The organism is Lelliottia nimipressuralis, assembly GCF_041464075.1.
GTDB lineage: Bacteria > Pseudomonadota > Gammaproteobacteria > Enterobacterales > Enterobacteriaceae > Enterobacter > Enterobacter nimipressuralis.
Genome location: NZ_CP167172.1, coordinates 228,259 through 252,319 on the forward strand (window position 1 = coordinate 228,259; position 24,061 = coordinate 252,319).

Genomic DNA, 24,061 nt, shown 5'->3' on the forward strand with positions numbered 1-24,061 from the left:
AGTGATTATGGATCTCGCGTCATTACGCGCTCAGCAAATCGAACTGGCCTCCTCGGTGATCCGCGAGGATCGTCTGGATGTGAATCCCCCGGCGTTGATCGCCGGTGCCGATGTCGGGTTTGAGCAGGGCGGGGAAGTGACGCGAGCCGCGATGGTGCTGTTAACCTATCCCGCGCTGGAGCTGGTGGAGTACAAAGTGGCGCGCATCGCCACCACCATGCCCTACATTCCTGGTTTTCTCTCCTTTCGTGAATACCCCGCGCTGCTGGCAGCGTGGGAGCAACTCTCGCAAAAACCCGATCTTTTGTTCGTCGATGGTCATGGGATTTCCCACCCGCGACGCCTCGGCGTGGCCAGCCATTTTGGTCTGCTGGTAGATGTGCCGACGATTGGCGTGGCGAAAAAGCGGCTGTGCGGCAAGTTCGAACCGCTTTCCGCCGAACCAGGTGCTCTCGCACCGCTGATGGACAAGGGCGAGCAGCTGGCTTGGGTCTGGCGCAGTAAAGCGCGCTGTAATCCGCTGTTTGTGGCGACGGGTCATCGCGTGAGCACCGACAGCGCACTGGCGTGGGTGCAACGCTGCATGAAAGGCTACCGTTTACCGGAGCCGACGCGCTGGGCTGACGCAGTGGCGTCCGCGCGTCCGGCATTTGTTCGTTGGCAGGAAATTCAGCGTTGATTCAGGTAAACTGCGGCTAATTTCCGATTCGAGACATCATCATGTTACAAAACCCGATTCATCTGCGCCTTGAGAAGCTGGAAAGCTGGCAGCACGTCACCTTTATGGCCTGTCTGTGCGAGCGCATGTATCCCAACTATGCCACGTTCTGCAAGCAGACTGGATTTGGTGAAGGCCAGATTTATCGTCGTATTCTCGACCTGATTTGGGAAACGCTGACGGTCAAAGACGCTAAGGTGAATTTCGATTCTCAGCTCGAAAAACTGGAAGAGGCGATCCCGTCGGCGGATGACTACGATATGTATGGCGTCTACCCGGCTATCGACGCCTGCGTGGCACTGAGTGAGTTGCTTCACTCCCGTCTGAGCGGTGAAACCCTGGACCATGCCATCGAAGTCAGTAAGGCGTCCATTACCACCGTGGCGATGCTGGAAATGACCCAGGAAGGTCGCGAAATGACCGACGAAGAGCTGCGAGCGAACCCTGCGGTTGAGCAGGAGTGGGATATTCAGTGGGAAATATTCCGACTTTTGGCCGACTGCGAAGAACGCGATATTGAGCTGATAAAAGGGCTGCGCGCGGACTTACGCGAGGCGGGTGAGAGTAATATTGGTATAATTTTTAACCAATGAGACAATAAAACGTGATTTAACGCCTGTTTTGTCGCACCTCGACTCTTCCCTTCTGCCCCCCGTCTGGTCTACATTTGGGGGGCGAAAAAAAGTGGCTATCGGTGCGTGTATGCAGGAGAGTGCTTTTTTGGCATTTTCGTCGCACTCGATGCTTAGCAAGCGATAAACACATTGAAAGGATAACTTATGAACAAGACTCAACTGATTGATGTAATTGCGGACAAGGCTGATCTGTCTAAAGTGCAGGCTAAAGCTGCTCTGGAATCCACCCTGGCTGCTATTACTGAGTCTCTGAAAGAAGGCGATGCTGTACAACTGGTTGGTTTCGGTACCTTCAAAGTGAACCACCGCGCTGAGCGTACTGGCCGCAACCCGCAGACCGGTAAAGAAATCAAAATCGCCGCTGCAAACGTACCGGCATTTGTTTCTGGTAAAGCACTGAAAGACGCTGTTAAGTAAGACGGCGTGGCCGTGAACAGTTTTAACAAGGGGGCGGTTTCGCCCCTTTTGTTTTCATGGCGCCGTCCGCTCGCGCTGGCGGGCATGCTGTTGCTCACTGCTTGCAGCCATGACTCCTCTCTGCCGCCGTTTACCGCCAGCGGATACGCTGACGATCAGGGCGCGGTACGAGTCTGGCGCAAAGACTCTGGTGACGACGTTCACCTGCTCTCCGCATTCAGCCCATGGCACAACGGTAACACCTCTACGGCGGAATACCGCTGGCAAGGCGATGCGCTGTCGCTGATTGAACTCAATATCTACAGTAAAACGCCTGAACACGTCCGCGTGCGCTTTGATGACCACGGTGAGCTGAGCTTTATGCAGCGCGAGGTCAACGGCCAAAAACAACAGCTCTCCAGCGATCAAATCGCCCTGTACCGCTACCGGGCAACCCAGGTGCGCCAGACCAGCGATGCGCTGCGTCAGGGACGCGTGGTGCTACGTCAGGGGCGCTGGCATCCTGATGGCACAGTCACCACCTGTGAAGGGCAGACCGTTAAGCCCGATCTCGAAGCCTGGGTGAAAGAACATATCGAACGGCGTCAGCGACACTCTTCGATGGAAGTGAGTATTGCCTGGCTTGAAGCGCCAGAAGGGTCACAGCTGCTGCTGGTGGCAAACGAAGATTTCTGCACGTGGCAGCCGACGGAAAAGAATTTCTGATATCAGTGCCCCCTCCGGACGGAGAGGGCGAATAGTTGTTACTGTTCTTGCTCGCGGGCAATCGCACGATAACCAATATCACCACGGCTAAAGCTGCCGTTCCAGTGGATATCCTTCATCAGCGCGTAAGCGCGTTTCTGCGCGTCGGCCACGGTGTTACCCAGCGCGGTGGCGCACAATACGCGGCCCCCGTTAGTTAACACGCGATCGTCTTCTGCCAGTTTGGTGCCAGCATGGAACACTTTACCGCCGTCGACCTCTTCCAGCGGTAAACCGTGGATCTCATCGCCATTGTTGTAGTTGCCCGGATACCCCCCGGCAGCGATCACGACGCCCAAAGAGGCACGCGTATCCCACTCGGACGTTTTCTCATCCAGCTTACCTTCGCAGGCGGCCAGGCACAGTTCCACCAGATCGGATTTCATGCGCAGCATGATCGGCTGCGTTTCCGGATCGCCAAAGCGGCAGTTGAACTCGATAACTTTTGGGTTGCCCTGCTTGTCGATCATCAGCCCGGCATACAGGAAACCGGTGTACGTGTTGCCTTCGGCGGCCATGCCTTTCACGGTAGGCCAGATGATGCGATCCATCGTGCGCTGGTGGACTTCGTCAGTCACCACCGGCGCCGGAGAGTAAGCGCCCATGCCGCCGGTGTTCGGACCGGTATCGCCATCACCCACACGTTTGTGATCCTGGCTGGTGGCCATCGGCAGGACATGCTCGCCATCGACCATCACGATAAAGCTCGCCTCTTCGCCGTCGAGGAACTCTTCGATCACGATGCGGTGCCCAGCGTCGCCGAAAGCGTTACCTGCCAGCATATCCTGAACGGCCGCTTCGGCTTCTTCGAGGGTCATCGCCACGATCACGCCTTTACCGGCAGCCAGACCGTCGGCCTTGATGACAATCGGAGCGCCTTTTTCGCGCAGATACGCCAGCGCAGGCTCCACTTCGGTGAAATTCTGATACTCACCGGTCGGGATTTTGTGACGCGCAAGGAAATCTTTAGTGAAGGCTTTAGAACCCTCAAGCTGCGCTGCGCCCTCCGTTGGGCCGAAGATTTTCAGGCCCGCTGCGCGGAACGCATCTACCACGCCAATCACCAGCGGTGCTTCCGGACCGACGATGGTCAGATCGATTTTCTCATTCAGGGCGAAGTTCAGCAGCGCCGGAATATCGGTCACGCCGATTGCGACGTTCTGCAGGGCAGGTTCCAGCGCGGTACCGGCATTACCCGGTGCCACGAAGACGGTTTCAACCAGAGGCGACTGTGCCGCTTTCCACGCCAGGGCGTGCTCGCGCCCACCGTTACCAATCACTAATACTTTCATTGTCTGCTCCGGAGATTAATGGCGGAAGTGACGCATGTCGGTGAAGATCATTGCGATACCGTGTTCGTCGGCAGCAGCAATCACTTCGTCATCACGGATTGAGCCGCCCGGCTGAATGACACAGGTAACGCCAGCCGCCGCTGCGGCATCAATACCGTCGCGGAACGGGAAGAAGGCGTCAGAGGCCATGGCGGAGCCTTTCACTTCCAGCCCTTCATCGCTGGCTTTGATACCGGCGATTTTCGCGGAGTAAACACGGCTCATCTGGCCTGCGCCAATGCCGATGGTCATGTTCTCTTTGGAATAGACAATGGCGTTGGATTTAACGAATTTCGCCACTTTCCAGCAGAAGAGCGCATCACGCAGTTCCTGCTCGGTCGGCTGGCGTTTGCTGACCACACGCAGATCGCCAGCGGTGACCATGCCCAGATCGCGATCCTGAACCAGCAGGCCGCCGTTAACACGTTTGAAATCCAGAGCCGGTACGCGCTCAGCCCACTGGCCGCAGACCAGCACGCGGACGTTCTGCTTAGCGGCGGTGATCTTCAGGGCTTCTTCAGTCGCGGAAGGAGCGATGATCACTTCAACGAACTGGCGGGAGATGATCGCCTGTGCCGTTTCCGCATCCAGTTCGCGGTTGAAAGCAATAATGCCGCCGAAAGCGGAGGTTGGGTCGGTTTTGTACGCGCGATTGTAAGCTTCCAGAATGGAAGTACTTACGGCGACGCCGCACGGGTTCGCGTGTTTGACGATCACACAGGCCGGTTCGTTAAACTCTTTCACGCACTCCAGCGCCGCGTCGGTATCGGCGATGTTGTTATAGGAAAGCGCTTTGCCCTGAACCTGCTGAGCAGTGGCAACGGAAGCTTCTTTGATCTCTTCTTCTATATAGAAGGCTGCGTTCTGATGGCTGTTCTCGCCGTAACGCATATCTTGCTTCTTAATGAAGTTCAGATTCAGGGTGCGCGGGAAGCGGCCAGCAGGCTCTTTGCTTTCACCGTGATAGGCCGGAACAAGACTACCGAAGTAGTTGGCGATCATGCTGTCGTAAGCAGCGGTGTGTTCGAACGCTTTGATGGCGAGGTCGAAACGGGTTTCCAGCGTCAGGGAGCCTTCATTGGCATCCATCTCGTTAATGATGGTGTTGTAGTCGCTGCTCTTTACCACGATAGCCACATCTTTATGGTTCTTCGCGGCGGAGCGCACCATGGTTGGCCCGCCGATGTCGATATTCTCGACCGCATCTTCCAGAGAGCAGTTTTCGCGGGCAACGGTCTGGGCGAAAGGATAGAGATTAACAACCACCATATCGATCGGCGCAATCCCGTGTTGATCCATGATGCTGTCATCCTGACCGCGACGACCGAGAATGCCGCCATGCACTTTTGGATGCAGGGTCTTTACACGTCCATCCATCATTTCCGGGAATCCGGTGTAATCGGATACTTCGGTTACCGGCAGACCTTTATCTGCTAACAGGCGAGCGGTTCCGCCAGTGGACAGCAGCTCTACACCGCGTGCAGAAAGTGCCTGAGCGAATTCGACGATACCGGCTTTATCAGAAACACTGAGCAGAGCGCGGCGGACTGGACGACGTTGTTGCATGGTAAATCCCCTGGATTTCACGATTACAGAGAGCGTTAGATGAATTTTCCTTTAAAAAACTCATCTAACACACCTGACAGGGCATCCTTGCATGGCGCGTACATTTTAACGAAAACGTTTGCGCAACGCTCGCGAATTTTCAAATTTTCGTCGGGTTGTGGATAAGTCTGTGTGCAAAAGGGTATAAGGCGGGGTTTTGCTGTGGAATGCAGCAGTCAGTCATTTTTCTGTCATTTAGCAGTTGCGGGCTGACGAGAACTCCCTATAATGCGCCTCCATCGACACGGCAGATGTGAATCACTTCACACAAACAGCCGGTTCGGTTGAAGAGAAAAAATCCTGAAATTCAGGGTTGACTCTGAAAGAGGAAAGCGTAATATACGCCACCTCGCAACGGTGAGCGAAAGCCGCGTTGCACTGCTCTTTAACAATTTATCAGACAATCTGTGTGGGCACTCAAAGTGACATGGATTCTAACGTCGCAAGACGCTAAATGAATACCAAAGTCTCTGAGTGAACATACGTAATTCATTACGAAGTTTAATTCACGAGCATCAAACTTAAATTGAAGAGTTTGATCATGGCTCAGATTGAACGCTGGCGGCAGGCCTAACACATGCAAGTCGAGCGGTAGCACAGAGAGCTTGCTCTCGGGTGACGAGCGGCGGACGGGTGAGTAATGTCTGGGAAACTGCCTGATGGAGGGGGATAACTACTGGAAACGGTAGCTAATACCGCATAACGTCGCAAGACCAAAGAGGGGGACCTTCGGGCCTCTTGCCATCAGATGTGCCCAGATGGGATTAGCTAGTAGGTGGGGTAACGGCTCACCTAGGCGACGATCCCTAGCTGGTCTGAGAGGATGACCAGCCACACTGGAACTGAGACACGGTCCAGACTCCTACGGGAGGCAGCAGTGGGGAATATTGCACAATGGGCGCAAGCCTGATGCAGCCATGCCGCGTGTATGAAGAAGGCCTTCGGGTTGTAAAGTACTTTCAGCGAGGAGGAAGGCATTGTGGTTAATAACCACAGTGATTGACGTTACTCGCAGAAGAAGCACCGGCTAACTCCGTGCCAGCAGCCGCGGTAATACGGAGGGTGCAAGCGTTAATCGGAATTACTGGGCGTAAAGCGCACGCAGGCGGTCTGTCAAGTCGGATGTGAAATCCCCGGGCTCAACCTGGGAACTGCATTCGAAACTGGCAGGCTAGAGTCTTGTAGAGGGGGGTAGAATTCCAGGTGTAGCGGTGAAATGCGTAGAGATCTGGAGGAATACCGGTGGCGAAGGCGGCCCCCTGGACAAAGACTGACGCTCAGGTGCGAAAGCGTGGGGAGCAAACAGGATTAGATACCCTGGTAGTCCACGCCGTAAACGATGTCGACTTGGAGGTTGTTCCCTTGAGGAGTGGCTTCCGGAGCTAACGCGTTAAGTCGACCGCCTGGGGAGTACGGCCGCAAGGTTAAAACTCAAATGAATTGACGGGGGCCCGCACAAGCGGTGGAGCATGTGGTTTAATTCGATGCAACGCGAAGAACCTTACCTACTCTTGACATCCACGGAATTTAGCAGAGATGCTTTAGTGCCTTCGGGAACCGTGAGACAGGTGCTGCATGGCTGTCGTCAGCTCGTGTTGTGAAATGTTGGGTTAAGTCCCGCAACGAGCGCAACCCTTATCCTTTGTTGCCAGCGGTCCGGCCGGGAACTCAAAGGAGACTGCCAGTGATAAACTGGAGGAAGGTGGGGATGACGTCAAGTCATCATGGCCCTTACGAGTAGGGCTACACACGTGCTACAATGGCGTATACAAAGAGAAGCGACCTCGCGAGAGCAAGCGGACCTCATAAAGTACGTCGTAGTCCGGATTGGAGTCTGCAACTCGACTCCATGAAGTCGGAATCGCTAGTAATCGTAGATCAGAATGCTACGGTGAATACGTTCCCGGGCCTTGTACACACCGCCCGTCACACCATGGGAGTGGGTTGCAAAAGAAGTAGGTAGCTTAACCTTCGGGAGGGCGCTTACCACTTTGTGATTCATGACTGGGGTGAAGTCGTAACAAGGTAACCGTAGGGGAACCTGCGGTTGGATCACCTCCTTACCTGAAAGAACCTGCCTTTGTAGTGTCCACACAGATTGTCTGATGAATGATGAACTTCTGAATGTACTTTCGAGTGCATTAAGAAGTTTTGCTCTTTAAAAATCTGGATCAAGCTGAAAATTGAAACGACACGCTGCGTCTGTTCTCCGTAATAAGAACAGGATGACGGTGTGTTCGAGTCTCTCAAATTTTCGCGACACGAGGGTGTTTTACGAAACATCTTCGGGTTGTGAGGTTAAGCGACTAAGCGTACACGGTGGATGCCCTGGCAGTCAGAGGCGATGAAGGGCGTGCTAATCTGCGATAAGCGTCGGCGAGGTGATATGAACCTTTGACCCGGCGATACCCGAATGGGGAAACCCAGTGTGTTCCGACACACTATCATGTCATGAATACATAGTGGCATGAGGCGAACCGGGGGAACTGAAACATCTAAGTACCCCGAGGAAAAGAAATCAACCGAGATTCCCCCAGTAGCGGCGAGCGAACGGGGAGGAGCCCAGAGTCTGAATCAGCGCGTGTGTTAGTGGAACGGTCTGGAAAGTCCGGCGATACAGGGTGACAGCCCCGTACACAAAAATGCACACGCTGTGAACTCGAAGAGTAGGGCGGGACACGTGGTATCCTGTCTGAATATGGGGGGACCATCCTCCAAGGCTAAATACTCCTGACTGACCGATAGTGAACCAGTACCGTGAGGGAAAGGCGAAAAGAACCCCGGCGAGGGGAGTGAAAAAGAACCTGAAACCGTGTACGTACAAGCAGTGGGAGCCTCTTTATGGGGTGACTGCGTACCTTTTGTATAATGGGTCAGCGACTTATATTCTGTAGCAAGGTTAACCGTATAGGGGAGCCGAAGGGAAACCGAGTCTTAACTGGGCGTTAAGTTGCAGGGTATAGACCCGAAACCCGGTGATCTAGCCATGGGCAGGTTGAAGGTTGGGTAACACTAACTGGAGGACCGAACCGACTAATGTTGAAAAATTAGCGGATGACTTGTGGCTGGGGGTGAAAGGCCAATCAAACCGGGAGATAGCTGGTTCTCCCCGAAAGCTATTTAGGTAGCGCCTCGTGAACTCATCTTCGGGGGTAGAGCACTGTTTCGGCTAGGGGGCCATCCCGGCTTACCAACCCGATGCAAACTACGAATACCGAAGAATGTTATCACGGGAGACACACGGCGGGTGCTAACGTCCGTCGTGAAGAGGGAAACAACCCAGACCGCCAGCTAAGGTCCCAAAGTCATGGTTAAGTGGGAAACGATGTGGGAAGGCACAGACAGCCAGGATGTTGGCTTAGAAGCAGCCATCATTTAAAGAAAGCGTAATAGCTCACTGGTCGAGTCGGCCTGCGCGGAAGATGTAACGGGGCTAAACCATGCACCGAAGCTGCGGCAGCGACACTTAGGTGTTGTTGGGTAGGGGAGCGTTCTGTAAGCCGTTGAAGGTGTGCTGTGAGGCATGCTGGAGGTATCAGAAGTGCGAATGCTGACATAAGTAACGATAAAGCGGGTGAAAAGCCCGCTCGCCGGAAGACCAAGGGTTCCTGTCCAACGTTAATCGGGGCAGGGTGAGTCGACCCCTAAGGCGAGGCCGAAAGGCGTAGTCGATGGGAAACAGGTTAATATTCCTGTACTTGGTGTTACTGCGAAGGGGGGACGGAGAAGGCTATGTTAGCCGGGCGACGGTTGTCCCGGTTTAAGCATGTAGGCGGAGGTTCCAGGTAAATCCGGTACCTTTTTAACGCTGAGGTGTGATGACGAGGCACTACGGTGCTGAAGTAACAAATGCCCTGCTTCCAGGAAAAGCCTCTAAGCATCAGGTAACATCAAATCGTACCCCAAACCGACACAGGTGGTCAGGTAGAGAATACCAAGGCGCTTGAGAGAACTCGGGTGAAGGAACTAGGCAAAATGGTGCCGTAACTTCGGGAGAAGGCACGCTGGTGTGTAGGTGAAGTCCCTGCGGACGGAGCTGAAACCAGTCGAAGATACCAGCTGGCTGCAACTGTTTATTAAAAACACAGCACTGTGCAAACACGAAAGTGGACGTATACGGTGTGACGCCTGCCCGGTGCCGGAAGGTTAATTGATGGGGTTAGCGGCAACGCGAAGCTCTTGATCGAAGCCCCGGTAAACGGCGGCCGTAACTATAACGGTCCTAAGGTAGCGAAATTCCTTGTCGGGTAAGTTCCGACCTGCACGAATGGCGTAATGATGGCCAGGCTGTCTCCACCCGAGACTCAGTGAAATTGAACTCGCTGTGAAGATGCAGTGTACCCGCGGCAAGACGGAAAGACCCCGTGAACCTTTACTATAGCTTGACACTGAACACTGGTCCTTGATGTGTAGGATAGGTGGGAGGCTTTGAAGCGTGGACGCCAGTCTGCGTGGAGCCAACCTTGAAATACCACCCTTTAATGGCTGGTGTTCTAACGTAGACCCGTAATCCGGGTTGCGGACAGTGTCTGGTGGGTAGTTTGACTGGGGCGGTCTCCTCCTAAAGAGTAACGGAGGAGCACGAAGGTTAGCTAATCCTGGTCGGACATCAGGAGGTTAGTGCAATGGCATAAGCTAGCTTGACTGCGAGAGTGACGGCTCGAGCAGGTGCGAAAGCAGGTCATAGTGATCCGGTGGTTCTGAATGGAAGGGCCATCGCTCAACGGATAAAAGGTACTCCGGGGATAACAGGCTGATACCGCCCAAGAGTTCATATCGACGGCGGTGTTTGGCACCTCGATGTCGGCTCATCACATCCTGGGGCTGAAGTAGGTCCCAAGGGTACGGCTGTTCGCCGTTTAAAGTGGTACGCGAGCTGGGTTTAGAACGTCGTGAGACAGTTCGGTCCCTATCTGCCGTGGGCGCTGGAGAATTGAGGGGGGCTGCTCCTAGTACGAGAGGACCGGAGTGGACGCATCACTGGTGTTCGGGTTGTCATGCCAATGGCATTGCCCGGTAGCTAAATGCGGAAAAGATAAGTGCTGAAAGCATCTAAGCACGAAACTTGCCCCGAGATGAGTTCTCCCTGACTCCTTGAGAGTCCTGAAGGAACGTTGAAGACTACGACGTTGATAGGCTGGGTGTGTAAGTGCAGCGATGTATTGAGCTAACCAGTACTAATGAACCGTGAGGCTTAACCTTACAACGCCGAAGATGTTTTGGCGAAGCAGAGACAGTCGATTTTCAGCTGATACAGATTAATTAATGCGCAGAGATGCGTGTTGATACAGAATTTGCCTGGCGGCTTTAGCGCGGTGGTCCCACCTGACCCCATGCCGAACTCAGAAGTGAAACGCCGTAGCGCCGATGGTAGTGTGGGGTCTCCCCATGTGAGAGTAGGGAACTGCCAGGCATCAATTAAGTGAAGAGGCCATCCGCAAGGATGGCCTTTTTGCGTTTTTGTCCTTTCTTGTTTATTCCTCAGTTTCCCTCCGTGAAACTTTCTCACCTTCCTCTTACAGACTCGACATTCGCACGATTCCTGGGTATTGTCAGCTATCTGGATGTCTAAACGTTTATACGTATGCTGTGAGGATATAAGGTTATGCCGATTAGGGTGCAGGACGAGCTACCAGCCGTTAATTTCTTGCGTGAAGAGAATGTCTTTGTGATGAAGGCCTCGCGCGCAACAGGTCAGGAAATTCGTCCACTTAAGGTTCTCATCCTCAACCTGATGCCCAAAAAGATTGAGACGGAAAACCAGTTCCTGCGCTTGCTCTCCAACTCCCCGCTACAGGTGGACATCCAGCTGCTGCGCGTCGATGCCCGTGAATCGCGCAACACACCGTCCGAGCATCTGAATAACTTCTACTGCAACTTCGAAGATATCCGCAACGATAACTTCGATGGTCTGATCGTCACGGGTGCACCGCTGGGCCTGGTTGAGTTCAACGATGTGGCCTACTGGCCGCAGATCAAGCAGGTACTCGAGTGGGCCAAAGATCACGTCACTTCAACGCTCTTTGTCTGTTGGGCGGTACAAGCGGCACTGAATATTCTCTACGGCATCCCGAAGCAAACCCGCACGGAAAAGCTGTCTGGCGTATACGAACACCACATTCTCCATCCTCATGCGTTGCTGACGCGTGGTTTTGACGACTCTTTCCTCGCACCTCACTCGCGCTACGCAGATTTCCCGGCCGCGCTGATTCGTGATTACACGGATCTCGAGATCCTGGCCGAAACGGAAGATGGCGACGCCTATCTGTTCGCCAGTAAAGACAAACGTATCGCCTTTGTGACGGGACATCCGGAATACGATGCGCATACCCTGGCGAGCGAATTTTTCCGCGATGTGGAAGCGGGGTTAAACCCGGAAGTGCCGTACAACTATTTCCCGAAAAACGATCCGCAAAACACGCCAAGAGCAACCTGGCGTAGCCATGGCAATTTGCTGTTTACTAACTGGCTCAACTATTACGTCTATCAGATCACGCCATACGATCTGCGCCACATGAATCCGACGTTAGATTAATCCTCTGCGCAGAACGATCCTAAAGCGTTTCAGCATTCCAGATCAGGCACCTTCGGGTGCCTTTTTTATTTCCGAAACACCCCTCATCCATTAAATAATTTTTAATCTCTTCCTAATCAATAAGATAAGAACAATATTTAATTAAAATGGAAATTGTTTTTGATTTTAGAAAAATAATGGATAGTCTTAAATCTGCTGAGCGAAAACCACACAACGATCTTTCGCTCGCAGTGGGGGACGCTTTTTTGGATCTTTGATGAGGAGCAGCGAAATGAATCAACAGGCAACGACCACCGATGAACTGACGTTTAACCAACCCAATGGTGAGCTGGAACAGCAGGTTCTGACACCAGATGCCGTCGAGTTTCTGGCTGAGCTGGTGACGCGCTTTGCACCGAAGCGCAATAAACTGCTGGCGGCTCGTATTCAGCAACAGCAGGACATCGATAACGGTAAGCTTCCAGACTTCATTTCGGAAACTGCTTCCATTCGTAACTCAGCCTGGAAAATCCGTGGTATTCCGCAGGATTTACAGGATCGTCGCGTCGAAATCACCGGCCCGGTTGAGCGTAAAATGGTGATTAATGCTATGAATGCCAATGTAAGAGTGTTCATGGCAGACTTCGAAGATTCATTGGCGCCAGACTGGCGTAAAGTGATCGAGGGGCAAATCAACCTGCGCGATGCGGTCAATGGCACTATCAGCTATACCAATGAAGCCGGAAAAATATATCAGCTGAAACCCAATCCGGCCGTCCTGATTTGCCGTGTGCGCGGCCTGCATCTTCCTGAAAAACACGTTACATGGCGCAACGAAGCCATTCCCGGCAGCCTGTTTGATTTTGCGCTCTACTTCTTCCACAACCATAAAAGCCTGCTGGTAAAAGGGAGTGGCCCTTATTTCTACCTGCCAAAAACGCAGTCATGGCAGGAAGCGGCCTGGTGGAGCGAGGTATTCAGCTACGCGGAAGATCGCTTCAATCTGCCGCGCGGCACCATCAAAGCCACCCTGCTGATCGAAACGCTGCCGGCAGTGTTCCAGATGGATGAAATCCTGCACGCTCTGCGCGACCACATCGTCGGCCTGAATTGTGGACGCTGGGATTACATCTTCAGCTACATCAAAACCCTGAAAAATCATCCAGACCGCGTGCTGCCCGATCGCCAGGCGGTCACTATGGACAAGCCTTTCCTGAGTGCCTACTCACGCCTGCTGATCAAGACCTGCCATAAACGCGGCGCGTTCGCGATGGGGGGGATGGCGGCCTTTATTCCGAGCAAAGATGCCGAGCGCAATAATCAGGTGCTGACCAAAGTGAAGGCGGATAAAGAGCTTGAAGCCCGCAACGGCCACGATGGCACCTGGGTTGCCCACCCGGGCCTGGCGGACACGGCGATGGAGGTTTTCAACAGCGTGCTGGGTGAGAACAAAAATCAGCTTTTCGTTACCCGCGAAGACGACGCACCTGTCTCAGCTGAAGAGCTGCTGATGCCGTGCGAGGGCGAGCGAACTGAAGCAGGCATGCGCGCCAATATTCGCGTTGCGGTCCAGTACATCGAAGCATGGATCTCGGGCAATGGCTGCGTCCCGATTTACGGCCTGATGGAAGATGCCGCCACGGCGGAGATCTCCCGTACCTCCATCTGGCAGTGGATCCACCACCAGAAAACGCTCAATAACGGCAAACCGGTCACTAAATCCCTGTTCCGCCAGATGCTTGCCGAGGAGATGCGGGTGATTCAGGACGAGCTGGGCGAACACCGCTTCAGCAGTGGCCGTTTTGACGATGCCGCGCGTCTGATGGAGCAAATCACGACGTCTGAAGAATTAATCGACTTCCTTACTTTGCCCGGCTATCGCCTGCTGGCCTAACTACCCAGGCTATTTTGTTCGCCATTTTGGCCCAGGCAGTGCTCAGAATCCCTTTGGTTCTAGCGCTGGCCGTGACCAAACTGCCTTCACCAATAACGCCTGGGAAGCCAGGACGATAATATGGAGCATCTGCACATGAAAACCCGTACCCAACAAATCGAAGAATTACAAAAAGAGTGGACTCAACCGCGCTGGGAAGGCATCAACCGCCCGTACAGCGCAGAGGAAGTGGTGAAACTGCGCGGTTCGGTCAACCCGGAATGCACGCTGGCGCAGCTCGGTGCCGCGAAAATGTGGCGTCTGCTGCACGGCGAATCGAAAAAAGGGTATATCAACAGCCTCGGTGCGTTGACCGGTGGCCAGGCGTTGCAGCAGGCGAAAGCGGGGATTGAAGCGGTCTATCTCTCCGGCTGGCAGGTGGCGGCTGACGCTAACCTGGCCTCCAGTATGTATCCGGATCAGTCGCTCTATCCGGCCAACTCCGTACCCTCGGTGGTCGATCGGATCAACAACACCTTCCGTCGTGCGGATCAGATCCAGTGGGCGTCCGGCATTGAGCCAAACGATCCGCGCTTCGTGGATTACTTCCTGCCTATCGTGGCGGATGCCGAAGCAGGTTTTGGGGGTGTACTGAATGCGTTTGAGCTGATGAAATCAATGATTGAAGCCGGTGCAGCGGCGGTTCACTTTGAAGATCAGCTGGCGTCCGTGAAGAAGTGCGGTCATATGGGCGGCAAAGTGCTGGTGCCGACGCAAGAAGCGATCCAGAAACTGGTCGCCGCGCGTCTGGCGGCGGATGTTCTGGGCGTGCCGACCCTGGTTATCGCCCGTACCGATGCGGATGCGGCGGATCTGATTACCTCTGACTGCGACCCTTACGACAGCGAATTCATTACCGGTGAGCGCACCAGTGAAGGGTTCTACCGTACGCATGCAGGTATCGAGCAGGCTATCAGCCGCGGTCTGGCCTACGCCCCGTATGCCGACCTGGTGTGGTGCGAAACCTCCACGCCGGACCTGGCGCTGGCAAAACGCTTTGCCGATGCGATCCATGCTAAATATCCAGGCAAACTGCTGGCGTACAACTGCTCGCCGTCATTCAACTGGCAGAAGAATCTGGATGATAAAACCATTGCCAGCTTCCAGCAGCAGCTCTCTGAGATGGGCTACAAATACCAGTTCATCACCCTCGCGGGTATCCACAGCATGTGGTTCAACATGTTCGATCTGGCCCACGCCTACGCGCAGGGTGAGGGCATGAAGCACTACGTGGAAAAAGTGCAGCAGCCAGAGTTTGCGGCCAGCAAAGAGGGCTACACCTTTGCTTCTCACCAGCAGGAAGTGGGCACAGGCTATTTCGACAACGTCACGACGATCATTCAGGGCGGCGCCTCATCGGTTACGGCGTTGACCGGTTCGACTGAAGAATCACAGTTCTGATGTTTTCCCCCTCTCCCCGTTGGGGAGAGGGCCGGGATGAGGGGAGCCTATGTCGCGTGGCCTGGAGTTACTGATTGCACAAACCATCCTGCAGGGCTTCGACGCGCAGTATGGCCGTTTTCTGGAAGTGACTTCAGGCGCGCAGCAGCGCTTCGAACACGCCGACTGGCACGCCGTACAGCAGGCGATGAAACAGCGTATCCATCTTTACGATCATCACGTGGGTCTGGTGGTCGAGCAGTTGCGCTGCATCACCGATGGCAAAAGCCCCGACGCCGATTTTTTGCTCCGCGTAAAAGAGCACTACACCCATCTGTTGCCGGATTACCCGCGCTTCGAGATTGCGGAGAGCTTTTTCAACTCCGTCTATTGTCGGTTATTTGACCACCGCTCGTTATCTCCTGAGCGGTTATTTATTTTCAGCTCTCAGCCTGAGCGTCGCTTTCGCACCATCCCGCGCCCGCTGGCGAAGGATTTCTTCCCCGAACACGGCTGGGAAAGTCTGTTGAGCAAAATGCTCTCGGATTTACCGCTGCGTTTGCCATGGCAAAACAAAACGCGCGACGTGGGCTATATCGTCGCGCATCTGACGGACGCTTTCGGCACCGACGTTTTACAACGCAGCCATTTACAGGTGGCTAACGAACTGTTTTTCCGCAATAAAGCCGCCTGGCTGGTCGGGAAGTTGCTCACCCCCACGGCCACCATTCCCTTTCTGTTGCCGATCCATCGTACGGATGATGGCGAGCTTTTTGTCGACGCCTGTCTGACAACCAGCGCCGAGGCGAGCATTGTCTTCGGCTTCGCCCGCTCCTATTTCATGGTTTATGCGCCACACCCCGCCGCGTTGGTGGAGTGGTTGCGCGAGCTGCTGCCGGTCAAAACCACCGCTGAGCTGTATATGGCGATTGGCTGTCAAAAACACGCGAAAACTGAGAGCTATCGCGAATACCTGCACTACATCAGCAGTAGCGACGAGCAGTTCATCGAAGCGCCCGGAATCCGCGGGATGGTGATGCTGGTCTTCACGCTGCCGGGTTTTGATCGTGTGTTTAAGGTCATCAAAGATAAATTCGCGCCGCAGAAAGAGATGACGGCGGCGCACGTCCGCGCCTGCTATCAGCTGGTCAAAGAGCACGACCGCGTGGGGCGCATGGCCGACACCCAGGAGTTCGAAAACTTTGTGCTGGATAAACGGCAGATCGCGCCAGCGCTAATGACCCTGCTAATGCAGGAAGCGCCGGGCAAAATCACCGATCTGGGCGATAAGATTGCCATCAGCCATCTTTACATCGAACGCCGAATGGTTCCGCTTAATATCTGGCTGGAGCAGGTGGACGGCCAGGCGCTGCGTGATGCGATTGAAGAGTACGGCAACGCGATCCGCCAGCTGGCAGCGGCCAATATTTTTCCCGGCGATATGCTGTTTAAAAACTTTGGCGTGACGCGCCACGGGCGGGTGGTGTTCTACGATTACGATGAAATTTGCTATATGACCGAGGTGAATTTCCGCGATATTCCGGCCGCGCGCTATCCGGAAGATGAGCTGGCCAGCGAGCCGTGGTACAGCGTCTCGCCGGGCGATGTCTTCCCGGAGGAGTTTCGCCACTGGCTCTGCGCCGACCCGCGCATCGGGCCGTTATTTGCAGAGATGCACGAAGATCTGTTCCACGCCGACTACTGGCGCGGTCTGCAAACGCGCATCAAAAACGGTTACGTTGAAGATGTATACGCCTACCGCAGGCGGCAGCGTTTTAGCGTGCGGTGGTCAATGTAGTGTTTCCCCTCTCTTGAGAGAGAGGGGATCAGGCCGCATTCAAGGTTAGCGAATCCCACCATACGCCAGCGTCACTTCCTTCGCCGCTTTGATGACCAGCGCGCCCAGCTCGGTGACGCGGTCATCGGTCACGCGTGAGATCGGCCCAGAAATGGAGATCGCGGCGAAGGGTTCGCGGTGCTCATCAAAAATACACGCCGCGATACAGCGCAGACCCAGCGCATGTTCTTCATCATCGAACGAATAGCCGCGCTTGCGCGTCTGGGCCAAATCATCTTTCAGATGCAGCGGGGAAACCAGCGTGGCATGCGTATAGGCATGCAGCCCTTTGCGGTGCAGCAGGCCAGTGACTTGCTCCTCGCTGAGCTGCGACAGAAACGCTTTTCCCGCCCCCGACGCATGCATCGGCAGCTTACCGCCAATGGGTGCGGACATACGCATCAGCTGCGTACACTGCACCTGGTCAATGATAATCGCCTGATGGTCGCTCTGATCGAGCACCGCCAGGTTGACCGTCTCGCCAGAGTCTTCCATCAGTTTGCGCAGGATCGGATGCACAATCGCCAGCAGATTACGGCTCTGCAAAAAGCTGCTGCCGACGATAAACGCATGGGCACCGACGGACCAGTGGCCCAGTTCACCCACCTGACGGACAAAGCCCAACTGCTGCATGGTGCTTAACAGACGGTGCGTGGTGGAGTTCGGCAGGCCTGCCTGCTGCGCCAGCTCGGTCAGAGCAACGCTGCTGTGGGATTCCGCGATCCATTCCAGCAGCTTTAATCCGCGTGTGAGCGACTGAACTTGTCCGCCTGGCGGCGCGGTGGTGGCAGCAGGTTTTCTGCCGCGTTTTGCGGGAACGGTAGCGACCATGACGGAATCCTTTTTCTGTATCGTGGAAATCATTTTCGTTTTATTTGGTGAATTTGCAACCGTTATCCTGACTGATCGGAGGAGTGATAGTGAACATGTCTCATGTTAACGCTGCGTGACTTCTCCACCCTGCGAGATTATGCCAGTATGGACTGCTGGCCTTTTGGCCTTGTTGAGCGTTGTCGGGAGCGAGTGTGAGCAGCAAAGTAGATCAACTGCGTGCGCAGTTAAATGAACGAATTCTGGTGCTGGACGGCGGCATGGGCACCATGATCCAGAGCTATCGTCTGAGTGAAGACGATTTTCGCGGCGAGCGTTTCGCCGACTGGCCTTGCGACCTGAAAGGCAATAATGACCTGCTGGTGCTGAGTAAACCGGATGTCATCGCGGCCATCCATAACGCCTATTTTGAGGCGGGCGCGGACATCGTCGAAACCAATACCTTCAACTCGACAACCATTGCCATGGCGGATTACCAGATGGAATCCCTGTCGGCAGAAATCAATTTTGAGGCCGCCAGGCTGGCGCGCGCCTGCGCTGATGCATGGACGGCCCGCACGCCGGACAAACCGCGCTACGTCGCCGGGGTGCTTGGCCCCACCAACCGTACCGCCTCTATTTCACCGGACGTGAACGATCCGGCCTTCCGTAACGTGACTTTTGATCAGCTGGTCGAGGCCTATCGTGAATCCACCAAGGCGCTGGTGGAAGGGGGCTGCGATCTGATCATGATCGAAACGGTGTTCGACACCCTCAACGCGAAAGCTGCGATCTTTGCGGTGAAGGAAGAGATGGAAGCGCTGGGCGTCGATCTGCCGATTATGGTCTCGGGCACCATTACGGATGCCTCCGGGCGCACCCTTTCCGGTCAGACGACGGAAGCGTTTTACAACTCCCTGCGCCACGCGGATGCCCTCACATTTGGCCTCAACTGTGCCCTCGGCCCGGATGAACTGCGCCAGTACGTGCAGGAACTCTCCCGCATCGCCGAGTGCTACGTCACGGCGCACCCGAACGCCGGCTTGCCAAATGCCTTTGGCGAATACGATCTCGATGCAACGACGATGGCCGCGCAAATTCGGGAGTGGGCAGAGTCAGGTTTCCTGAACATCGTCGGCGGCTGCTGCGGCACCACGCCGGAACATATCGCTGCCATGAGCAATGCCGTCGCAGGCTTGCCGCCGCGCCCGTTGCCGACGCTGCCGGTGGCTTGTCGTCTGGCGGGCCTTGAGCCGCTGACCATCGCCGATGACAGCCTGTTTGTGAACGTCGGTGAACGTACTAACGTCACCGGTTCCGCTAAGTTCAAGCGATTAATCAAAGAAGAAAAATACAGCGAAGCGCTGGACGTTGCCCGCCAGCAGGTGGAAAGCGGTGCGCAGATCATCGATATCAACATGGACGAAGGGATGCTCGACGCCGAAGCGGCGATGGTGCGTTTCCTGAATCTGATTGCCGGTGAGCCGGACATCGCCCGCGTGCCGATCATGATTGACTCCTCAAAGTGGGACGTCATCGAAAAAGGGCTGAAGTGCATTCAGGGCAAAGGCATCGTCAACTCTATCTCGATGAAAGAGGGGGTAGAGCTATTTATTCATCACGCAAAACGGGTGCGCCGCTATGGCGCGGCCGTGGTGGTGATGGCGTTTGACGAAGTCGGCCAGGCCGATACCCGCGAACGCAAGATTGAGATTTGCCGCCGCGCGTACAAAATCCTGACGGAAGAGGTCGGTTTCCCGCCAGAAGACATCATTTTCGACCCCAATATCTTTGCCGTCGCGACGGGTATCGAAGAGCACAACAACTACGCGCAGGACTTTATCGGCGCCTGCGAGGATATCAAACGCGAGCTGCCGCACGCGCTGATCTCCGGCGGCGTCTCCAACGTTTCATTCTCGTTCCGCGGTAACGATCCGGTTCGTGAAGCCATTCACGCCGTGTTCCTCTACTACGCCATCCGTAATGGCATGGACATGGGGATCGTCAACGCCGGACAGCTGGCGATTTATGACGACCTGCCCGCCGAGCTGCGCGACGCCGTGGAAGACGTGATCCTCAACCGCCGCGACGACTCCACTGAACGGATGCTGGAGCTGGCGGAGAAATATCGCGGCAGTAAAAGCGACGAAAGCGCCCAGGTTCAGCAGGCCGAGTGGCGCTCGTGGGACGTGAAAAAGCGTCTGGAATACTCGCTGGTCAAAGGCATTACCGAATTTATCGAGCTGGATACCGAAGAGGCCCGCCAGCTCTCCGCTCGCCCGATTGAGGTGATCGAAGGGCCGCTGATGGACGGGATGAACGTGGTCGGCGACCTGTTTGGCGAGGGCAAAATGTTCCTGCCGCAGGTGGTCAAATCCGCGCGCGTCATGAAACAGGCGGTGGCCTATCTCGAACCCTACATTGAGGCCAGCAAAGAAAAAGGGCAGACCAACGGCAAGATGGTGATCGCCACCGTCAAAGGCGACGTCCACGATATCGGCAAAAATATCGTCGGCGTGGTGCTGCAGTGCAATAACTACGAAATCATCGACCTCGGCGTGATGGTTCCGGCAGACAAAATTCTCAAAACCGCGCGCGAAGTGAATGCGGATTTGATCGGCCTTTCCGGGCTAATCACGCCGTCGCTGGACGAAATGGTCAACGTGGCGAAGGAGATGGAGCGCCAGGGCTTTACCATTCCGCTGCTGATTGGCGGTGCGACGACTTCAAAAGCGCACACTGCGGTGAAAATCGAGCAGAACTACAGCGGGCCGACGGTCTACGTACAGAACGCCTCACGCACCGTGGGGGTGGTGTCGGCCTTGCTCTCTGCGACTCAGCGTGATGATTTTGTCGCGAAAACCCGCAAAGAGTACGACACCGTTCGTATCCAGCATGGCCGCAAAAAACCGCGCACTCCGCCAGTGACACTGGCCGCCGCGCGGGAAAACGATCTGGCTTTCGACTGGGCAAGTTACACGCCGCCGGTGGCGCATCGCCTGGGCGTGCAGGCGGTCACGGCGAACATCGAAACCCTGCGTAATTACATCGACTGGACGCCGTTCTTCATGACCTGGTCGCTGGCGGGAAAATACCCGCGCATTCTTGAAGATGAGGTGGTCGGTGAAGAGGCGCAGCGCCTGTTTAAAGACGCCAACGATCTGCTCGACCAGCTCAGCGCTGAAAAGAGCCTCAATCCGCGCGGCGTCGTGGGGCTGTTCCCGGCGAACCGCGTCGGGGATGACATCGAAATTTATCGCGATGAAACCCGCACTAACGTGCTGGCGGTGAGCCGTCATCTGCGCCAGCAAACCGAGAAAGTCGGGTTTGCCAACTACTGCCTGGCCGATTTCGTTGCACCAAAACTCAGCGGCAAAGCGGACTACATCGGCGCGTTCGCCGTTACCGGCGGGCTGGAAGAGGATGCACTCGCCGAGGCTTACGAAGCGCAGCACGATGACTACAACAAAATCATGGTGAAAGCGATTGCTGACCGCCTGGCAGAAGCCTTCGCTGAATACCTGCATGAGCGGGTGCGTAAAGTCCATTGGGGCTACGCGGCAAATGAAAACCTCAGCAACGAGGAGCTGATTCGCGAGAACTACCAGGGGATTCGCCCGGCGCCAGGCTATCCGGCCTGTCCGGAGCACACGGAAAAGGGCACCATCTGGCAGTTGCTGGATGTGGAAACCCATACGGGCATGAAGCTTACCGAATCCTACGCTATGTGGCCGGGCGCGTCCGTTTCGGGCTGGTATTTCAGCCACCCTGACAGCAAATACTACGCGGTGGCGCAAATCCAGCGCGATCAGGTGGAAGACTATGCCCTGCGTAAAGGGATGAGTGTCTCAGAAGTAGAACGCTGGCTGGCCCCGAATCTGGGCTACGACGCTGATTAACGTCACTTTTCCTTACAACTAACAGGGCGCTCATCGGGCGCCCTGTCTCTTTATTGCGTTTAAACCCTTATACTTAAGCAAGCTCAGCCTCATCGTAGGCCGGATAAGCTACGCGCTATCCGGCGTTTCAGGCATGGGCTTCAGGAATCGATAACAATAAGGAGAACCCACTTCCGTGCTGACGTTGTTACACCTGCTATCGGCCGTCGCCCTGCTGGTCTGGGGCACGCACATTGTTCGTACCGGCGTGATGCGCGTCTTTGGCGCGCGCTTACGCACCGTCCTCAGCCGCAGCGTTGAGAAGAAGCCGCTCGCCTTCTGCGCGGGGATCGGCGTCACCGCCCTCGTGCAAAGCAGTAACGCCACCACCATGCTCGTCACATCGTTTGTGGCGCAAGATTTGGTGGCGCTGACGCCGGCGCTGGTGATTGTACTGGGTGCCGACGTCGGGACCGCGCTGATGGCGCGTATCTTGACCTTCGATCTCTCCTGGCTGTCACCGCTGCTGATTTTCATCGGCGTCATCTTCTTCCTTGGCCGCAAACAGACCCGCGAAGGACAGCTCGGGCGCGTAGGGATTGGTCTCGGGCTGATTCTGCTGGCGCTGGAGCTGATCGTGCAGGCGGTTACGCCGATCACCCAGGCCAACGGTGTGCAGGTGATTTTCGCCTCGCTGACGGGCGACATCATGCTCGACGCGCTGATCGGCGCGGTGTTTGCCATCATCAGTTACTCCAGTCTGGCGGCCGTGCTGTTGACTGCCACCCTGACCACCGCAGGGGCGATCTCCTTCCCGGTGGCGCTGTGCCTGGTGATCGGCGCGAACCTCGGGTCGGGGCTGCTGGCGATGCTCAACAATAGCGGCGCAAATGCTGCGGCCCGTCGCGTGGCGCTGGGGAGTTTGCTCTTTAAGCTGGTGGGCAGCCTGATAATCCTGCCGTTTGTTCACCCGCTGGCGAATCTGATGGATAACCTGCCGCTGCCGAAAGCTGAGCTGGTGATCTACTTCCACGTCTTCTACAACCTGGTGCGCTGTCTTGCGATGGTGCCGTTCGCCGGGCCAATGGCGCGGTTCTGCAAACGCATGATCCGCGATGAGCCTGAGCTGGATGCCCGCCTGAAGCCGAAGCACCTCGACACCTCAGCGCTGGATACCCCGGCGCTGGCGCTGGCCAATGCCGCCCGCGAAACTCTGCGTATGGGCGACGCGATGGAAACCATGCTGGATGGACTGAAGAAAGTAATGCACGGCGAGCCTCGCGAGGAGAAAGAGCTGCGCAAACTGGCCGATGATATCAACGTGCTCTACACCGCGATCAAACTCTATCTCGCGCGTATGCCGCAAGACGAGCTGGCGGAAGAGGAATCCCGCCGCTGGGCCGAGATCATCGAGATGTCCCTCAACCTTGAGCAGGCATCCGATATTGTCGAGCGTATGGGCAGTGAAATCGCCGACAAATCGCTGGCCGCCCGTCGGGCGTTTTCGCTGGAAGGGGTTGCTGAACTGGATGCGCTGCACGATCAATTACTCAGTAACCTGCAGCTGGCCATGTCGGTCTTCTTCTCGGGCGACGTGCCCAGTGCCCGCCGCTTGCGCCGCAACAAGCATCGCTTCCGTATCCTCAACCGCCGATACTCCCACGCGCACGTTGACCGTCTGCATCAGCAAAACGTGCAAAGTATCGAAACCAGCTCCCTGCACCTGGGGCTGCTCGGCGACATGAAACGTCTCAACTCCCTGTTCTGCTCGGTGGCCTACAGCGTCATGGAACAGCCGGATGAAGATGATGAAAGGGATGAGTATTAATCGTGCGCACTTTTAATCGTTAAAGAGAGACCCAGCGCTTGCATGACCGTTAACGTGGTTTTGAGCGTTGGGTTACCTTTCTCGCTGAATGAACGATAGAGTTGTTCACGAGATAAACCCGTCTGAGCGGCTATTTGGCTCATCCCCTTTGCCCGGGCAATGACGCCCAACGCTTTTGCTATATAAGCGGCGTCTCCGGTTTCAAATGCATCAGCCATAAACACAGCGATTTCATCATCATTGACAAGCGCACTGGCGGGATCGTACAGCGTAAATTTATTCATGGCTTATAAACTCATTGGGTTCAAGCGATCTGGCAAACCGTTGGCTAAACGAAAAAGGCGTGCGGCAATGAGCGTCTTGAGCCTTTTATCTTTTAGGTTTTGCTCCCAGCAGCGGAAAGAGGGTGTCTGAACGATTTCCTTCATACT

Annotated in this window: 15 protein-coding genes and 3 rRNA genes; 13 read left to right on the plus strand and 5 right to left on the minus strand. The window is 55.4% G+C overall.

From position 1 onward, the window contains the following. Positions 1–7: 7 nt before the first annotated feature. From nfi to ACB496_RS01095, 4 genes are all read left to right on the plus strand, one after another. Positions 8–679, plus strand: a complete 672-nt coding sequence (nfi, locus tag ACB496_RS01080; protein WP_102105768.1) for a deoxyribonuclease V — start codon at positions 8–10, stop codon at positions 677–679. Positions 680–720: 41 nt separating this feature from the next. Continuing rightward, positions 721–1,311, plus strand: coding sequence for a YjaG family protein (locus ACB496_RS01085; RefSeq protein ID WP_100778093.1), 591 nt, complete (start codon positions 721–723; stop codon positions 1,309–1,311). A gap of 186 nt (positions 1,312–1,497) precedes the next feature. Continuing rightward, on the plus strand, positions 1,498–1,770 hold the full coding sequence (gene hupA, locus ACB496_RS01090) for a nucleoid-associated protein HU-alpha (protein WP_002445246.1): 273 nt from the start codon (positions 1,498–1,500) through the stop codon (positions 1,768–1,770). Between the two features lie 12 nt (positions 1,771–1,782). Beyond that, on the plus strand, positions 1,783–2,475 hold the full coding sequence (locus tag ACB496_RS01095) for a DUF1481 domain-containing protein (protein WP_371974088.1): 693 nt from the start codon (positions 1,783–1,785) through the stop codon (positions 2,473–2,475). A gap of 38 nt (positions 2,476–2,513) precedes the next feature. Here ACB496_RS01095 and purD read toward each other — a convergent pair whose 3' ends face one another. Both purD and purH read right to left on the minus strand, forming a co-directional pair. Continuing rightward, a complete protein-coding gene (gene purD / locus ACB496_RS01100) occupies positions 2,514–3,806 on the minus strand; it encodes a phosphoribosylamine--glycine ligase (protein ID WP_312156881.1) in 1,293 nt (430 codons plus the stop codon). A gap of 15 nt (positions 3,807–3,821) precedes the next feature. Continuing rightward, the gene (gene purH / locus ACB496_RS01105; RefSeq protein ID WP_371974090.1) at positions 3,822–5,411 is read right to left on the minus strand and encodes a bifunctional phosphoribosylaminoimidazolecarboxamide formyltransferase/IMP cyclohydrolase; all 1,590 of its coding nucleotides are present in this window, start codon (positions 5,409–5,411) and stop codon (positions 3,822–3,824) included. Positions 5,412–5,973: 562 nt separating this feature from the next. On the opposite strand from purH, the gene ACB496_RS01110 reads away from it, so the two are divergent. The 7 genes from ACB496_RS01110 (at position 5,974) to aceK (ending at position 17,075) form a co-directional block, all read left to right on the plus strand. Further along, positions 5,974–7,513, plus strand: a 16S ribosomal RNA gene (locus ACB496_RS01110). A 233-nt stretch (positions 7,514–7,746) separates the two neighbouring features. Then, positions 7,747–10,652 (plus strand): 23S ribosomal RNA (locus tag ACB496_RS01115). A gap of 95 nt (positions 10,653–10,747) precedes the next feature. Next, positions 10,748–10,863, plus strand: a 5S ribosomal RNA gene (gene rrf / locus ACB496_RS01120). Together the 16S, 23S and 5S rRNA genes form the textbook arrangement of a ribosomal RNA operon. A gap of 192 nt (positions 10,864–11,055) precedes the next feature. Further along, complete coding sequence (gene metA / locus ACB496_RS01125) at positions 11,056–11,985, plus strand: homoserine O-succinyltransferase (RefSeq protein ID WP_312070074.1); 930 nt, start codon at positions 11,056–11,058, stop codon at positions 11,983–11,985. A 271-nt stretch (positions 11,986–12,256) separates the two neighbouring features. Continuing rightward, positions 12,257–13,858 carry a malate synthase A gene (gene aceB, locus ACB496_RS01130; RefSeq protein WP_371974092.1) on the plus strand — a complete coding sequence of 534 codons (1,602 nt, stop codon included), beginning with the start codon at positions 12,257–12,259 and terminating at the stop codon, positions 13,856–13,858. Between the two features lie 135 nt (positions 13,859–13,993). Then, positions 13,994–15,298: an isocitrate lyase gene (gene aceA, locus ACB496_RS01135; protein WP_100780782.1), complete on the plus strand. Its 1,305-nt coding sequence runs from the start codon at positions 13,994–13,996 to the stop codon at positions 15,296–15,298. A gap of 49 nt (positions 15,299–15,347) precedes the next feature. Beyond that, entirely contained in the window at positions 15,348–17,075 is a 1,728-nt protein-coding gene (gene aceK, locus ACB496_RS01140; RefSeq protein ID WP_194514213.1) for a bifunctional isocitrate dehydrogenase kinase/phosphatase, read from the plus strand. A gap of 45 nt (positions 17,076–17,120) precedes the next feature. On the opposite strand, the gene iclR is transcribed toward aceK, so the two are convergent. Next, positions 17,121–17,945 (minus strand): glyoxylate bypass operon transcriptional repressor IclR, encoded by an 825-nt coding sequence (gene iclR, locus ACB496_RS01145; RefSeq protein ID WP_123429852.1) that lies wholly within the window; start codon positions 17,943–17,945, stop codon positions 17,121–17,123. 194 nt (positions 17,946–18,139) lie between these two features. Between iclR and metH the strand changes: the two genes are divergently transcribed. Together metH and ACB496_RS01155 are read left to right on the plus strand one after the other, a co-directional pair. Beyond that, positions 18,140–21,823: a methionine synthase gene (metH, locus tag ACB496_RS01150; RefSeq protein WP_371974095.1), complete on the plus strand. Its 3,684-nt coding sequence runs from the start codon at positions 18,140–18,142 to the stop codon at positions 21,821–21,823. Between the two features lie 175 nt (positions 21,824–21,998). Further along, on the plus strand, positions 21,999–23,630 hold the full coding sequence (locus ACB496_RS01155; RefSeq protein ID WP_100778085.1) for a Na/Pi cotransporter family protein: 1,632 nt from the start codon (positions 21,999–22,001) through the stop codon (positions 23,628–23,630). Here the strand turns inward: ACB496_RS01155 and ACB496_RS01160 are convergent. Further along, a complete protein-coding gene (locus ACB496_RS01160; RefSeq protein WP_371974097.1) occupies positions 23,627–23,914 on the minus strand; it encodes an addiction module antidote protein in 288 nt (95 codons plus the stop codon). The two genes, ACB496_RS01155 and ACB496_RS01160, sit on opposite strands and share 4 nt — an antisense overlap. Before the next feature lie 3 nt (positions 23,915–23,917). After that, positions 23,918–24,058, minus strand: coding sequence for a hypothetical protein (locus ACB496_RS01165; RefSeq protein ID WP_371974099.1), 141 nt, complete (start codon positions 24,056–24,058; stop codon positions 23,918–23,920). Positions 24,059–24,061: the final 3 nt, after the last annotated feature.

Coding starts and splice junctions, on each gene's coding strand:
- purD (WP_312156881.1), bottom strand. CDS start 3,806: ATGAAAGTATTAGTGATTGGTAACGGTGGGCGCGAGCACGCCCTGGCG.
- ACB496_RS01085 (WP_100778093.1), top strand. CDS start 721: ATGTTACAAAACCCGATTCATCTGCGCCTTGAGAAGCTGGAAAGCTGG.
- aceA (WP_100780782.1), top strand. CDS start 13,994: ATGAAAACCCGTACCCAACAAATCGAAGAATTACAAAAAGAGTGGACT.
- aceK (WP_194514213.1), top strand. CDS start 15,348: ATGTCGCGTGGCCTGGAGTTACTGATTGCACAAACCATCCTGCAGGGC.
- aceB (WP_371974092.1), top strand. CDS start 12,257: ATGAATCAACAGGCAACGACCACCGATGAACTGACGTTTAACCAACCC.
- purH (WP_371974090.1), bottom strand. CDS start 5,411: ATGCAACAACGTCGTCCAGTCCGCCGCGCTCTGCTCAGTGTTTCTGAT.
- nfi (WP_102105768.1), top strand. CDS start 8: ATGGATCTCGCGTCATTACGCGCTCAGCAAATCGAACTGGCCTCCTCG.
- iclR (WP_123429852.1), bottom strand. CDS start 17,945: ATGGTCGCTACCGTTCCCGCAAAACGCGGCAGAAAACCTGCTGCCACC.
- hupA (WP_002445246.1), top strand. CDS start 1,498: ATGAACAAGACTCAACTGATTGATGTAATTGCGGACAAGGCTGATCTG.
- ACB496_RS01160 (WP_371974097.1), bottom strand. CDS start 23,914: ATGAATAAATTTACGCTGTACGATCCCGCCAGTGCGCTTGTCAATGAT.
- ACB496_RS01165 (WP_371974099.1), bottom strand. CDS start 24,058: ATGAAGGAAATCGTTCAGACACCCTCTTTCCGCTGCTGGGAGCAAAAC.
- metA (WP_312070074.1), top strand. CDS start 11,056: ATGCCGATTAGGGTGCAGGACGAGCTACCAGCCGTTAATTTCTTGCGT.